We start from the raw sequence: 13117 nt of genomic DNA, 5'->3' as shown, positions 1-13117 counted from the left end.
TGTCGATGGTCAATAAGAACCTGCAAGACTCATCCCTACCCCAGTGGCCGGAAGCCGCGCAAACCCTGATGGCGCTGATGCATGCCCAAGGCGAAGTCGCGCGCCTGAGCGAACGCGAACAGCTGTTCAGCTCGCTGCTGGTGAGCGTTAACGCGGTGCTTTGGGCGTTCAATTGGGAAACCCGCCAGGTGCTCTACGTGAGCCCTGCCTACGAACGGATTTTCGGTCGGCCCGCCGGCCTGTTGCTGGCCGACGCCAATCAGTGGCGCGATAGCATTTACCCCGACGATCTGGAGTACGCCGAGCGCAGCCTCGCCGAGGTGCTGGTCAAAGGCGCCGTTGAAGATCGTGAGTACCGCATCATTACCGCCGACGGCCAGGTGCGCTGGCTCAGCGACAAGTGCTTCATCAACCGGCAAGCCGAACCGGGTCAACCGCTGATCATCGTCGGCATTGCCGAAGACATCACCGACAAGAAGCAGATGGAAAGCGAGTTGCATCGCCTGGCTACTACCGATGTCCTGACCCAGAGCAGCAACCGCCGCCACTTCTTCGACTGCGCCCACCTTGAATTCGAACAGGCAAGAAAAAAAGGCACGCCGTTGGCGTTTCTGTTGCTGGACATCGATGACTTCAAATTGATCAACGACACCTACGGCCATCCGGAAGGCGACAACGTGCTGCAACGGATCGCCGAGTGCGGGCAAGCGGCTTTACGGCGCGGCGATGTGTTCGGACGCATTGGTGGTGAGGAGTTTGCGGCGGTGTTCCCCGGTTGCGCACCGGACATGGCCATGCAAGTGGCCGAGCGCCTGCAACGGGAGATTCAGCGGTTGAGCTTCAGCCATGATGACCAGACGTTCGGCATCACCGTCAGCCAGGGATTGACCAGCCTGACGGCCGAAGATTTAAACCTGGATAGCCTGTTCGCCCGCGCGGACGCGGCGATGTATGAAGCGAAGCGCCAGGGCAAGAACCGGATCATCTCCGGCTGAAACCCCAACACAGATCCCTGTAGGAGCCGGCTTGCTGGCGATGGCATCACCGCGGTTAATCAGCCACACCGCGTTGTCCGGATCGCCAGCAAGCCGGCTCCTACAGGGTTTGGAGACAGGTTTATTTTTTGCGCAAACGTATCAATTCCGGCAAGCCAATCTTGAGCAACCGCGCCGTCCGGCTCTTGGCCAGTTCCTCGATGCCTTCATGCTCATTCAATCGCGCCAACTGCGCCGCCATGTTCATCACCAGCGCTTCGCGCGAGTAAACCCCGCCACCGAGCTGGTAGACCGCCGCAATCAGCTCTCGCAGCTCCAGAGGCAGGCGCCAGCGGGTTCGCAACGCCGAACCATAGGCTGCACCGAACTCGGCCAGTGCATCACCGACTTCCTCCCATTCATCCAGCTCTCCACCGGACTGCTTCCATTCCTGCAAACACCGCAGCAACGCAAGGTCACCCAAGCGATGCAGCATGCCTGCGCAGTAACAGCGCTCCTGGTCCAGATCCAGCAAGCGTGCCAATGTCCGGGCGTATTCAGCGGTGTGCAGCGAGAGGTTCCAGTAGCGCTCGGCATAATCGCCCAACAGCGGATCGCTGAGCCGCGCACTGCGCTTGAGCGCCAACCCCAAAATCAGATTCATGCTCTGTCCGGTGCCCAGCCGATGCAGTGCCTGGGACAGGGTTTGTACCGCAGCGCCGTGATGCTGGGCCGCACTGTTGGCGGCGGCGATCAGGACGGCGGTGATCTGCGGATCAATGCGGATTTCATCTTCGAGCAACTTCAGGTCAAGACCGTTGGGATTAAGGCTGCGCTTGACCGCCAGTTCCACGTCGGTCATCAGCGGCGCACCGTCGGTAAACTCACGACGACACTCCAGGTACGCCGACAAGCTCATGCCCGGCGCCAACGCCGGCACCTCACACGACACCTGTTCCCCAGCGTTCAGCAGCAAATCCTGCAGACGGAGGGTCAGGCTTTCCATGTTCAGGGGTTTGGTCAGGTACGCCGAGGGCGCCAGGGGCAAGGCTTCGCGCACGCTGGCGCTGTCGTTGCGGGTGCTCATCAGAATAAAAGGCAACGGCGGATTGCGTTTGCGCTGGCGGACATTGCGCAAGACATTCAAGCCATCGACACCGGGCAACTCCCAGTCGACGATCACCAGGTCATAAGGATTTTCCGCCAGCAGCTCCAACGCCTGTTGACCGTCGGCACATAGATCCAGCCGCGCGTCACAGCGCACTTTCAACAGCACCTGCTTGAGCAAGTCGCGGGACCAGGGGTCAGCTTCGGCAATCAGCACACGCGGTACGGCGGGCAAAACTACAGCGGTCATCTGCATACTCCATTTGCACTGCTTGCACCTTAGTCAATGCGGGCCATTTGAAAAAGTGCGGCAGGTTCTGCAGTCATGAAAAAACCCGCCGAAGCGGGTTTTTTGTCGATCAGGTCACACTCGGTGATCAGAGCTCGGCGAAGCACTCTTCGATGATCGCCAGGCCTTTGTCCAGTTGCTCGTCCGGCGAGGTCAGCGGTACCAGGACGCGCAGAACGTTGCCGTAGGTGCCGCAGGACAGCAGGATCAGGCCTTTTTCACGAGCCTTGGCCACGACAGCAGCGACCGCTGGAGCGTTTGGCTTGTGGCTGTCGCCATCGACGAACAGCTCGACCGCGATCATCGCGCCCAGGGCACGGACTTCGCCGATCACCGGGTACTTGGCCTGGATGGCCTTGAGGCCAGTGACCAGACGCTCGCCGACTGCCTTGCAGCGGTCCAGCAGGTGCTCTTCTTCGAACACTTCCATCACGGCCAGGGCCGCGGCGCAAGCGATCGGGCTACCGGCGTAGGTGCCGCCCAGGCCGCCTGGAGCGATGGCGTCCATGTATTCGGCCTTGCCGCACACACCGGCCAGCGGGAAGCCGCCTGCGATGGATTTGGCGAAGGTGGTCAGGTCGGCGGCAACGCCCATCTGTTCCATGGCGAAGAAGGTGCCGGTACGGCCAGCGCCAGTCTGCACTTCGTCAGCGATCAGCAGGATGCCGTGCTGGTCGCACAGGGCGCGCAGGCGCTTCATGAACTCTTTAGGCGCGACGTAGAAACCGCCTTCGCCCTGAACCGGCTCGATGATGATGGCAGCGATGTCACGCGGCTCGGCGTCGTTCTTGAAGATGCGTTCGATGCTGGCGATCGAATCGTCGATGCTCACACCGTGCAGTTCGTTCGGGTACAGCGCGCGGAAGATGCCGCCTGGCATCAGGCCCATGCCGGCCGAGTAAGGCACGACTTTACCGGTCAGGCCCAGGGTCATCATGGTGCGACCGTGATAAGCGCCGGTGAAGGCGATCACGCCGGCACGGCCAGTGGCGGCACGGGCGATCTTGATGGAGTTTTCAACGGCTTCGGAACCGGTGGTCACCAGCAGGGTTTTCTTGGCGAAATCACCTGGCACCTTGGCGTTGATTTTTTCGCACACTTCTACGTACGGCTCGTAGGCCAGTACCTGGAAGCAGGTGTGGGTCAGCTTGTTCAGCTGCTCGGTCACGGCGGCGATGATTTTCGGGTGCACGTGGCCGGTGTTCAGCACGGCGATACCGCCGGCGAAGTCGATGAACTCGCGACCTTCAACGTCGGTCACGGTGGCGTTCTTCGCGGACTCGGCGAAGATCGGGTGAATCTGGCCAACACCGCGTGGTACAGCGGCTTCGCGGCGTTTCATCAGGGAAGCGTTAGTCTTGCTCATAAAGTCCTCATTCACCGCTCATCGGGCGGCGTGGTTCAAGGAAAATGCGGCGGGGAGGCAACTGAGGCAGCATGCGATGATCGACTGCCACAGCGTTCCCGGCCACAGAGAAAATTCCGGTTGAAGCACGCAAAGGGTCAGCGCTCTCGTGCCCTTTGCGTTTGAAGCAATGCCTTGCCGGGCTTATGCCCTCGAGCTTAGATGCCCAGGCAGAGGTATTTGATTTCCAGGTAATCTTCGATGCCGTACTTGGAGCCTTCACGGCCCAGGCCCGACGCCTTGATGCCGCCGAACGGCGCGACTTCGTTGGAGATCAACCCGGTGTTGACGCCAACCATGCCGTATTCCAGGGCTTCCGCCACACGGAACACACGACCCAGGTCGCGAGCATAGAAGTACGAGGCCAGACCGAATTCGGTGTCGTTGGACATCGCGATCACGTCGGCTTCGTCTTTGAAGCGGAACAGCGGCGCCAATGGACCGAAGGTTTCTTCCTTGGCCACGGCTGCGTTGTTCGGCACGTTGGTCAGGATGGTCGGCTCGAAGAAGTTGCCTTCCATCGACTTGCCGCCAGCCAGAACAGTTGCGCCTTTGGAAATGGCGTCAGCGATGTGCTCTTGCACCTTGGCCACGGCTTTTTCGTCGATCAGCGGGCCAGTGGTGGTGCCCACTTCCAGACCGTTGCCGATCTTGAGTTTGGCCACAGCCACTTTCAGTTTTTCAGCGAACGCATCGTAGACCGAATCCTGAATGTACAGGCGGTTGGCGCAGACGCAGGTCTGGCCGTTGTTGCGGTATTTGGAGATGATCGCGCCTTCGACGGCCTTATCCAGGTCCGCGTCATCGAACACGATGAACGGTGCGTTGCCGCCCAGTTCCAGGGACACTTTCTTGATGTCCTTGGCGCATTCAGCCATCAACTGACGACCGATTTCGGTCGAGCCAGTGAAGGACAGTTTGCGAACGATAGGGTTGCTGGTCAGCTCGCTGCCGATGTCGCCGGCGCTGCCGGAAACAACGCTAAACACGCCCGCAGGAATACCGGCACGCTGAGCCAGTTCAGCCAGAGCGAACGCAGAAAATGGAGTTTGCGAAGCAGGCTTGAGCACCATGGTGCAACCGGCGGCCAGAGCCGGGCCGGCTTTACGGGTGATCATCGCAGCCGGGAAGTTCCACGGGGTGATTGCAGCGGTCACGCCGATTGGCTGCTTGATAACGATCAGGCGCTTGTCTGGCTGGTGGCCCGGAATCACGTCACCGTAGACGCGCTTGGCTTCTTCGGCGAACCACTCGATAAAGGAAGCGGCGTAAACGATTTCGCCCTTGGCTTCGGCCAATGGCTTGCCCTGCTCCAGGGTCATCAGGCGAGCCAGGTCGTCCTGGTTCTCGATGATCAGCTCGAACCAGCGACGCAGCTTGTTGGCGCGGTCCTTGGCGGTCAGTGCACGCCAGGCCGGCAGCGCTTTGTCAGCAGCTTCGATCGCACGGCGGGTTTCGGCAGCGCCCATTTTCGGCACGGTGCCCAGAATTTCGCCCGTTGCCGGGTTGTTGACCTTGATCGTCTGACCATTGTCCGCATCAACCCAAGCGCCATCGATGAAGGCTTGCTGGCGGAACAACTGGGTGTCTTTAAGCTGCATGTCGGCTTTCCTTAACAGCACCGCGGCACGCGCGGAGCAAATTATGATTGTAGAAAGGCGCCTCAAAGGCTGCCGTCAGGGAAATCATTCACCGGGCTGAAGCACATAAATAGCGCACGGAATGAACTCGTGCGGTTCAGCACCCAGACAAGAGCGTTTGAAATCTCAAACGAATCCTAGGATCAAAGGGGGTAAAGGACAATAGGCTGTTCGAAAAAAAGAACGAAAACGCCGCATTTGCTCAATTTTTCTGATCAACGTAGCAAACGCAGGTTACGCTTTGAAAAAGCGCAGTCGATTCAGCAGCATGGACGCCCGCAGTGCATATGAGTATCATGGCGCCCGCTTGCACCAGTAGCTCAGCTGGATAGAGTACTGCCCTCCGAAGGCAGGGGTCGTGGGTTCGAATCCCGCCTGGTGCACCATATATAGAAACGAGAAAGCCTCAGGCCGTAGGGTCTGGGGCTTTTTTGTGGGCCATGAAAAACCGCCGAAACGGTTTTTTCATTCAGTCGTCCAGTCGAACTCGTCGTAATCATCGTCTTCGTCGCCCTCAAACTCTTCTTCATCAAGGACGTCCTCCTCCAGAACCTCTTCTGCCTGTTTCGCCAGAAGAAACTCCTTACGACTCTCGGTCACTGCTCGCCGCAGTTCCTCGCCCTTGACCGGGCAGTTGAGCATTTGGGCGATGCGGTCGATTTTTTTTGCCACGGCATCCTCCAACGCATCGGCTATAGGCCGATAGTGCGCGCTTTCGGGGGTGGATGCCAAATCGCAGAGCTTCTGATTCCTCAGTTTTTCTTCAATTCCTTAAGCCGGGCCGCGAGATTTTCCTTGGGAAAGCGTTTGTGTAATGTCGCCAACAATTCATCCGCCTCACGTGCCTGACCGGCGTTCTGCAGGCGAACCACTTCAAGCAACTGCTCATCCAGGGTTTTCACCGGCGCGGCGGCGCGTTTGCTGACTTTTGCTTCATCAGCCATTTCGACACTGATCGATTCGCTCTGCGCGGGGGCGGCAAAATCGGCCATCGGCGCGGCTGGGGCAGCCAGCGAGCGCGCAACTGACGACGGCGCTTGTACCGCCTCTTTTTTGGCAACCGGGGCGGATGCTTTGGGGGCGAAGTCGTAACTCGGTACTTGCTCCGGCGTGCGTTGCACCAGCGCCAACAGCAGCGCGACACCGACAAGACTGGCAAACGCCACCTGCCAACGGGGCTTCTGGCAAGCCTGAACCCAGCGCTGCCACAGATTCGGTTTCGGCGCAGGGACTTCACGCTGTGCGGCAGCCAGGATGAACGCATCAAGATGGCTCGGCGGTTCGCCGGTCGAATGCTCGCGGAAATGCTCAAGCATCAGGTCTTCCGGTGTTTTGCGGGCGTCAGTCATGTCAGTACCTCCTCGGCCAGCAGCCGACGCAGTTTTTGCTGGGCGTAGCGCAGGCGGCTCTTGACGGTTTCCAGCGGTGTTTCGGTGAGGGTGGCGATCTGCGGCAGGTCGAGATCGCCGTGGGCGCGCAGCAGGAACACTTCGCGCTGGTCGGTGGGCAAGGTTTGCAGGGCGGATTCGAGGCGCTGGTTGTCGCGGCTCAGGCTCAGCAGTTGTTCGGGATCGGCGGCGTCATCGGCCAGGGCGTGGGTTTGTTCGTCATAGCTGTCATGCAAGGGGTTGTGGATTCCGTGTTTGCGCCAGTGATCGATCAGGCGATTGCGGGCGATCTGGTAGAGCCAGGTACGAAAATTCGCCCGACCTTGTGGCTGACTGGTGCTGCGGATCAGGCTCAGCCAGGTTTCCTGGTAGACCTCTTCGGCGAGTTCGGATTTGCCGCTGAGGCCTAGCAGGAAACGATAAAGACCTTGCCGGTGACGGGCGTACAGAATCTCGAACGCCGGCCCGTCGCCTTTGCGGTAACGGGCCAGCAGTGATTCGTCGCTCGGTTCAAGAGCAGACATGTCAGTTGTAGCCTCCTTTAACCGGTTCGCTGTTGGATGCAGTGGTGGTTCGCAGGCTCTGCGCCAGTTCCACCAATTGCACGAACTCAGAACGCAGACCGAATGGATCATCACCCCGCGCACCGCGAGCCAACGCCTGCGTGTCCTTCAAGCTGAAATCGCCGGTATAACGCCCGTCCTTGAGCTGCTGGGAAAACGCCGCCACGGCCGCCGCAAATCTAAGGTCGTCACTGGCCTTGCCTTCCGAACCAGCGGCAATCGGCCGCTCAATCAAGCGACTGTTCCCACCTTCCGGCAGCTGATAACGCACACGCAGCATCGCCAATTCTCCAGACTTTGCCGAAGTGGCTGACTCAGCGCTGCCATACCGCAATGGTTCCAACCAGCCCTTCTCACCCTTCGGAACAATTTCGTACAACGCCGTGACCGTATGCCCTGCACCGATTTCACCGGCATCGACCTTGTCGTTGCTGAAATCCTCACGCTTCAACGCGCGATTCTCATAGCCCAGCAACCGATACTCGCTGACCTGCGCCGGGTTGAACTCCACTTGCAGTTTCACGTTCTTCGCCACCACCGCGAGGGTCGAACCGAGCTGATCCACCAGCACTTTGCGCGCCTCGCGCAGGTTGTCGATGTACGCATAGTTGCCATCGCCGGCATCGGCCAGTTGTTCCATCAGGTGTTCATTGTAGTTATCCACACCAAAACCCAGGGTGGTCAGGGAAACGCCGGTCTTGCGTTTATCCACAGCCATTTGCTTGAGGCTGTCGAAGTCGCTGATGCCGACGTTGAAGTCGCCGTCGGTGGCCAGCAGGATGCGGTTGATGCCTTTGGGGATGAACGCTTGCTGCGCCATTTGATAGGCCAGCTCGATGCCCGACGCCCCGGCGGTGGAGCCGCCCGCCGTCAATTGATCGATGGCTGTGCGAATTTTCGCTTTTTCCCGTCCGGAAGTTGGCTCCAGCACCACACGCGAATCGCCGGCGTAGACCACCAGCGACACCCGATCCTGCACGCGCAATTGATCGACCAGCAATTTCAGCGTGCTTTTGACCAGCGGCAGCCCCTCGCGACGGTCCATCGAACCGGACACATCCACCAGAAACACCAGATTCGCCGGGGCCAGTTCAGCCACCGCACGGTCCGATGCCTTGATGCCAATGCGCAACAAGCGGGTGTGCGGGTTCCACGGTGACGGCGCCAGTTCCGTGGTCACACCAAACGGCGAGCCATCGGTGGGCAACGCGTAGTCGTAGGGGAAGTAATTGACCATCTCCTCCAGGCGCACCGCACCTTCTGGTGGCAGTCGGCCTTGATTGAGCAGGCGGCGGACATTGGCATAAGCGCCGGTGTCGACGTCGGCGCTGAAGGTCGAGACCGGCGCCTCGGCGACGCTGTGAATCGGGTTATCCGCCAGCGCCTGATACTGCTCGCGCTGCTCATCCTGATAACCCGGCGGCGCAGATTCAGGCGCGAAACTCGCCATCGGTGCCGGACTCACGCTGCGTTTGGCCAAGGTCGCATCGGCCATGATCGCCTCACTGCGCACCAGCTCATGTTGTGCAGGAGACGCAACTGAAGGGGATTCAGGCTTGGACGAAACACCACAACCGGCAACGGCCAGCAGCAACCCGACGCTGAAACCCTGGGCGGCCGGGCGGAGGAAATGCAGAGGGAGGGACATGGGGGCTGACCTCAGGAGGAAATTGATCCATTCATCCTCTGAGACGGGCGGCCCCACCGGTTCGGGTTAACCCCGCTGAAAAAAACTTCAGCGGTGATAACGCCGCACCACGCTGCTGTTTTTCAGCACATGACCTTTGATTTTTTCCAGCAACTGCGCGCGGGTCAGACCGGCCGGTAAGGCGTCCGGAGCAAGGTCCAGGGCGTAGAGCTGGATGATGTAGTGGTGGGAGCTGTCGCCGACCGGCGGGCAAGGACCGATGTAACCGATGGTGCCTTTGCTGTTGCTGCCGCCCACGCCTTCAAACGCAGACTTGGCGCCAACACCGGCCGGAATCTGGTGGGTCGCGGATTTGATGCCGTAATGAATCCAGTGGTCGGAACCCAAGCCTTTCTGACCGTCCGGGTCGTGCATGACGATGGCGTAACTCTGGGTGCCCGCAGGGCCAGCAGTCCAGCTCAGGGCCGGGGACTGGTTCTTGCCGCCACAACCGGCCGCATCGCTGGCCGCCGCCGAAGTGAACAGGCGGTTGTCGGTGACACCGGGAATGCTGACGGTGAAGCGTTCTGCGGCCTGCGCCGGAAACTGCACGCAAAGGGCGACGGCAACGGCCGCCAGCCAAGGGTTCAGAGAGGTCAATCGGGTCATACCGGAGCACCTTGTGCGGGTGGGGCCGTGGTCGGCGTGCAAACTATAGCCGGACCGTTCACGCGGTGGCAGTGGGAATTGGCTGAACCTCGGGATAAGCGCCAAACTCTTAAGTGAAACGCTTGCCTGGAGAACGATCATGGCACTGCACCGCGTCGCCCGTTTTGCCGATGTGTCCGAAAACCGAGGCCTGGAAGTCCGGATTGGCGACACCAAGATCGTCTTGCTGCGGGTCGGCGCCCAATTGCGCGCCTATCAGGGTGAATGCCCGCACGCCGGGGCGCCGCTGGCCGAAGGTGCGCTGTGTCACGGTCGTCTGATTTGCCCGTGGCACAAGGCCGCTTACCGGATCGAGGACGGCGCGCTCTGTGAACCGCCGTCGCTGGACAGCCTCAAGCGCTATCCCCTGGAGGTGCGCGACGACGAAGTCTGGGTCGACGATCAGCCGCTGGACGATGCTCACACCCCGCCGGCCGATGATGAACGTACGTTTGTGATCATCGGTGCCGGCGCCGCTGGCACGGCGGGTGCGGCGGCGCTGCGCGAAAAGGGTTTCGGCGGCCGTGTGCTGCTGATCGACCGCGAGCCTGACGCCGGTTACGACCGTACGGTGTTGAGCAAATTCGTGATCGCCGGGGAAATGCCGCCGGAAGAAGTCCCGCCACTGCGCGATGAAAGCTTCTATCGCGAGCAACGCATCGATCGCATCAACGGTGAAGTGGCGAGCCTGGATGCACAAAACCGGACGGTGCAGCTCAAGGACGGCCAGACATTGACCTATGACGCCGCGCTGATCGCCACGGGCGGCACACCGAACGCTCTCGACATTCCCGGCGCCGACCTGCCGCAGGTGTTCTTGCTGCGCTCGAAAGACCAGGCACAACGGATTCTGAACACCGCCAAACCCGGCCAACGGGCAGTGATCATCGGCGACAGTTTTATCGCGATGGAGTCCGCTGCGGCGCTACGCGAATACGGTCTGGACGTCACCGTCCTGGCCCGCCACGCGGTGCCCTTCGCCAAACAGTTCGGCGAAACGGTCGGCAAAGCGATTCTTGCCCACCACGTGGCCCACGGCGTGGTGTTTCATACGGAGGGCGAAGCCGCGCAGATCGAAGGCACGAACAAGGTCGAAGCGGTGCGCCTGGATAATGGTCAGCGCTTTCCGGCGGATTTGGTATTGGTCGGCATTGGCGTCAGCCCGGCCACCGGGCCGTTCAAGGATTTGCCAACGGAAAAGGATCAGTCACTGAAGGTCGACGGCGGGATGCGCGTGACCGAAGGGCTTTGGGCGGCTGGCGATATCGCGACCTTCCCGCTCAATGGCCAACCGCAACGAATCGAACATTGGCGCCTGGCGCAACAACAGGCGCGGATCGCAGCGATGAACATGCTGGGCGGTGATGAGCATTACCTGGATGTGCCGTATTTCTGGACCTGGCACTTCGGCAAGAACTACGACTACCTCGGTCACGCCGAAGCCTGGGACGAAGTCGAGTTCAAGGGTGATCCGTACCATCCACCCTTTATCGGCCTGTTCGGCAAAAATGGTGTGGTAACCGCCGCCATCGCCTGCGATGAAGAGCGGGCGATGGCAATGCTGGCCGAGCAGATGAAGCAGCCGCTGCCGGTTGACGAGGCATGGCGGCTGATTCGGGACGTCTAGGTGTTACTGAACAACGCCTGCACCACCGAGTTTGCTCATCACAAAGCCGATAAACTCTTCGAGGGTCATTTTCTGGCCGTTGAACTCCACCTGGTTGTTGGCGTAGTGCAGTTTGCTGACGATGTTAGTGCCGTCCAGCGTGGCGAACTGCGTACCGACTGCCATGGCGCCGAACATGTCGGCGGTGGCCGTGGCTTGATCGGCAACGACCTTGACGTCAGCCTGGCCGTCGATCTGGCTCTGGACGCTGAGCAAATCAACCAGCATCGGTTTGGACACCTGGATATTGACGTCCAGCAGGGCAATCAACTGTTTGATCAGTTGATCCGGCGTCAGGTCCAAAGATTGTGGCTTGGTCAGGTCGAGTACCAGGTTGGCGCGACTTTCACCGTTGGCGGTGGTGAACGACAGGTTTTCCAGAGCTACTTGCGGGCCGGCTGCCAGCAGTTTCTCCAGACCGGTTTTCACCTGAGCCTCTTCTTCCGGGGTCAAGACCAGTTCGGGGGCCGGTTCGCCAGCTGCAACCGCTTCGGCGGCGGCCTTCTCGTACGGTTGCAGTTTGGTCTGGTAGATCTGCATCAACGACATCGTGGATGGAATGTCGAGGTTCTTCAGGCTCATGGCCATCTGTGCGGAGCCGACCGTCTTGCCGTTCAGGGACACTTCCCCGATCTTGTAATCGGCACGCCCGGAAGCGCTGGTGCCCGACTCTTCGGTCTGGTTCTTCATTTCAAATTTCTTGATGCCCAACACCGACTGCTGCGCGCCAAAGGTGGTCTTGCTGTCGGTCAGCTCGACGGTGTTCTCGCCGGTGTAAAAGCCGTAGGTGCTTTTGACGAGATTGCTGGCCAGGGTCAGGCCGTTCAATTCGACTTTCACCGGTGTCTGGTCTTCAGCCACGGTGGTCAGTGTGAAGTTGTCCATGTAGCCGCTGGCTTTGACTTTCTGCGCCTGGGCGTTGGCGGCGACCTCGAGGTTCAGGCCGGAAAATTTCAGGTGGGACTTGTCGTCCAGCGCGACATCCAGCGGCAGCAGTTCGAGGGTGCCGTTGGTGGCGTTGTCATAGCCGATGTTGACCACGCCGGTGAGCGGCGATTTGTCCTTGGCAGCGGCGAACCACTTCTCGGTGACCGGGGTCTTTTCCAGTTCGTAGTGACTGGTGGCCATGACCGGCAGCAATTTCAGCGTCATCAGGCGCGAGAGCGGCAGCGGACCGTGTTCGATGCGGTCGGTGAAAAGCAGTTCGACCGGTGCTTCGCCGAACATCTCGCCCTGGCCCTTGAGGCGGTAGTGTGCGGTGCTGCTGAATACGTGGCGCTCAAGCGATACCAGTTCCAGCGACGCGGTGCCGTTGGAACCGACCAGCGCGGCTTGCAGCTCTTTGTTGGCGTCGGCGATCGAGGTGTTCAGCACCCCTTCGAGTTTGGTGCCGGTGAACCAGGCACCGCCGGCGCTGATTGCACCGATGGCCACGACGATTCCAAGAAGCACGCCTGCTGATTTATTCATGAATGACCCGTTCAATGTCCGTTGTTTGAGTGTGGTCGTCTTCCCTGAACCCATTTCGGGTTGCGGTCACGACTGCGCGAAAAGTGCGAAGGAGATTAGCATCAGGCGCACCGGGCGGCCCAATGTTTAAAGGTTAAAGAGTGTCTATGGACCGCGCGGAGGGTTTGAGGGTTTCGGCGGAAATGAAAACGCCTTCGCGGGCAAGCCTCGCTCCTACAGGTTTGCGTCGAACACGATATGTGTGAACGACGCAAAACCTGTAGGAGCGAGGCTTGCCCGC

11 protein-coding genes and 1 tRNA gene are annotated in these 13117 nt (G+C 60.1%); 3 read left to right on the top strand and 9 right to left on the bottom strand.

Features of this window, described 5'->3' with window-relative positions:
* Positions 1-5: 5 nt before the first annotated feature.
* On the top strand, positions 6-995 hold the full coding sequence (locus IB245_RS03895; protein ID WP_192226679.1) for a GGDEF domain-containing protein: 990 nt from the start codon (positions 6-8) through the stop codon (positions 993-995).
* Positions 996-1116: 121 nt separating this feature from the next.
* Here IB245_RS03895 and IB245_RS03890 read toward each other — a convergent pair whose 3' ends face one another.
* The 3 genes from IB245_RS03890 to gabD form a co-directional block, all read right to left on the bottom strand.
* Complete coding sequence (locus IB245_RS03890; protein ID WP_192226677.1) at positions 1117-2331, bottom strand: response regulator; 1215 nt, start codon at positions 2329-2331, stop codon at positions 1117-1119.
* 127 nt (positions 2332-2458) lie between these two features.
* Positions 2459-3736: a 4-aminobutyrate--2-oxoglutarate transaminase gene (gene gabT, locus IB245_RS03885; RefSeq protein WP_008039680.1), complete on the bottom strand. Its 1278-nt coding sequence runs from the start codon at positions 3734-3736 to the stop codon at positions 2459-2461.
* A gap of 197 nt (positions 3737-3933) precedes the next feature.
* Positions 3934-5376, bottom strand: a complete 1443-nt coding sequence (gabD, locus tag IB245_RS03880) for an NADP-dependent succinate-semialdehyde dehydrogenase (RefSeq protein ID WP_008034642.1) — start codon at positions 5374-5376, stop codon at positions 3934-3936.
* Between the two features lie 348 nt (positions 5377-5724).
* On the opposite strand from gabD, the gene IB245_RS03875 reads away from it, so the two are divergent.
* Positions 5725-5801: transfer RNA gene (locus IB245_RS03875), tRNA-Arg, on the top strand.
* Between the two features lie 79 nt (positions 5802-5880).
* Here IB245_RS03875 and IB245_RS03870 read toward each other — a convergent pair.
* The 5 genes from IB245_RS03870 to IB245_RS03850 all read right to left on the bottom strand — a co-directional run bounded on the left by IB245_RS03870 (position 5881) and on the right by IB245_RS03850 (position 9662).
* Positions 5881-6147 (bottom strand): hypothetical protein, encoded by a 267-nt coding sequence (locus IB245_RS03870; protein WP_225609790.1) that lies wholly within the window; start codon positions 6145-6147, stop codon positions 5881-5883.
* A 20-nt stretch (positions 6148-6167) separates the two neighbouring features.
* Complete coding sequence (locus IB245_RS03865; RefSeq protein ID WP_192226672.1) at positions 6168-6764, bottom strand: hypothetical protein; 597 nt, start codon at positions 6762-6764, stop codon at positions 6168-6170.
* Positions 6761-7327, bottom strand: a complete 567-nt coding sequence (locus tag IB245_RS03860) for an RNA polymerase sigma factor (RefSeq protein ID WP_008034657.1) — start codon at positions 7325-7327, stop codon at positions 6761-6763. The genes IB245_RS03865 and IB245_RS03860 overlap by 4 nt, the downstream gene beginning before the upstream one ends.
* A 1-nt stretch (position 7328) precedes the next feature.
* Positions 7329-9014 (bottom strand): vWA domain-containing protein, encoded by a 1686-nt coding sequence (locus tag IB245_RS03855; protein ID WP_192226671.1) that lies wholly within the window; start codon positions 9012-9014, stop codon positions 7329-7331.
* 87 nt (positions 9015-9101) lie between these two features.
* Positions 9102-9662 carry a YbhB/YbcL family Raf kinase inhibitor-like protein gene (locus tag IB245_RS03850; protein WP_192226669.1) on the bottom strand — a complete coding sequence of 187 codons (561 nt, stop codon included), beginning with the start codon at positions 9660-9662 and terminating at the stop codon, positions 9102-9104.
* A 139-nt stretch (positions 9663-9801) separates the two neighbouring features.
* Here IB245_RS03850 and IB245_RS03845 point away from each other — a divergent pair, with 139 nt between their 5' ends.
* Positions 9802-11328: an apoptosis inducing factor family protein gene (locus tag IB245_RS03845; protein ID WP_192226667.1), complete on the top strand. Its 1527-nt coding sequence runs from the start codon at positions 9802-9804 to the stop codon at positions 11326-11328.
* Between the two features lie 3 nt (positions 11329-11331).
* On the opposite strand, the gene IB245_RS03840 is transcribed toward IB245_RS03845, so the two are convergent.
* Complete coding sequence (locus IB245_RS03840) at positions 11332-12837, bottom strand: YdgA family protein (RefSeq protein ID WP_192226665.1); 1506 nt, start codon at positions 12835-12837, stop codon at positions 11332-11334.
* Positions 12838-13117: the final 280 nt, after the last annotated feature.

Source organism: Pseudomonas sp. PDM02, from assembly GCF_014852285.1.
GTDB classification, from domain to species: domain Bacteria; phylum Pseudomonadota; class Gammaproteobacteria; order Pseudomonadales; family Pseudomonadaceae; genus Aquipseudomonas; species Aquipseudomonas migulae.
The sequence above is the reverse complement of the archived record's forward strand: the minus strand, read 5'-3'. Positions and strand labels throughout refer to the sequence as shown.

Bases quoted from the DNA above. Each gene is read 5' to 3' on its own strand.
- IB245_RS03860 (WP_008034657.1), bottom strand. From the start codon at position 7,327: ATGTCTGCTCTTGAACCGAGCGACGAATCACTGCTGGCCCGTTACCGC.
- IB245_RS03850 (WP_192226669.1), bottom strand. From the start codon at position 9,662: ATGACCCGATTGACCTCTCTGAACCCTTGGCTGGCGGCCGTTGCCGTC.
- IB245_RS03865 (WP_192226672.1), bottom strand. From the start codon at position 6,764: ATGACTGACGCCCGCAAAACACCGGAAGACCTGATGCTTGAGCATTTC.
- IB245_RS03895 (WP_192226679.1), top strand. From the start codon at position 6: ATGGTCAATAAGAACCTGCAAGACTCATCCCTACCCCAGTGGCCGGAA.
- IB245_RS03890 (WP_192226677.1), bottom strand. From the start codon at position 2,331: ATGACCGCTGTAGTTTTGCCCGCCGTACCGCGTGTGCTGATTGCCGAA.
- IB245_RS03855 (WP_192226671.1), bottom strand. From the start codon at position 9,014: ATGTCCCTCCCTCTGCATTTCCTCCGCCCGGCCGCCCAGGGTTTCAGC.
- gabD (WP_008034642.1), bottom strand. From the start codon at position 5,376: ATGCAGCTTAAAGACACCCAGTTGTTCCGCCAGCAAGCCTTCATCGAT.
- gabT (WP_008039680.1), bottom strand. From the start codon at position 3,736: ATGAGCAAGACTAACGCTTCCCTGATGAAACGCCGCGAAGCCGCTGTA.
- IB245_RS03840 (WP_192226665.1), bottom strand. From the start codon at position 12,837: ATGAATAAATCAGCAGGCGTGCTTCTTGGAATCGTCGTGGCCATCGGT.
- IB245_RS03845 (WP_192226667.1), top strand. From the start codon at position 9,802: ATGGCACTGCACCGCGTCGCCCGTTTTGCCGATGTGTCCGAAAACCGA.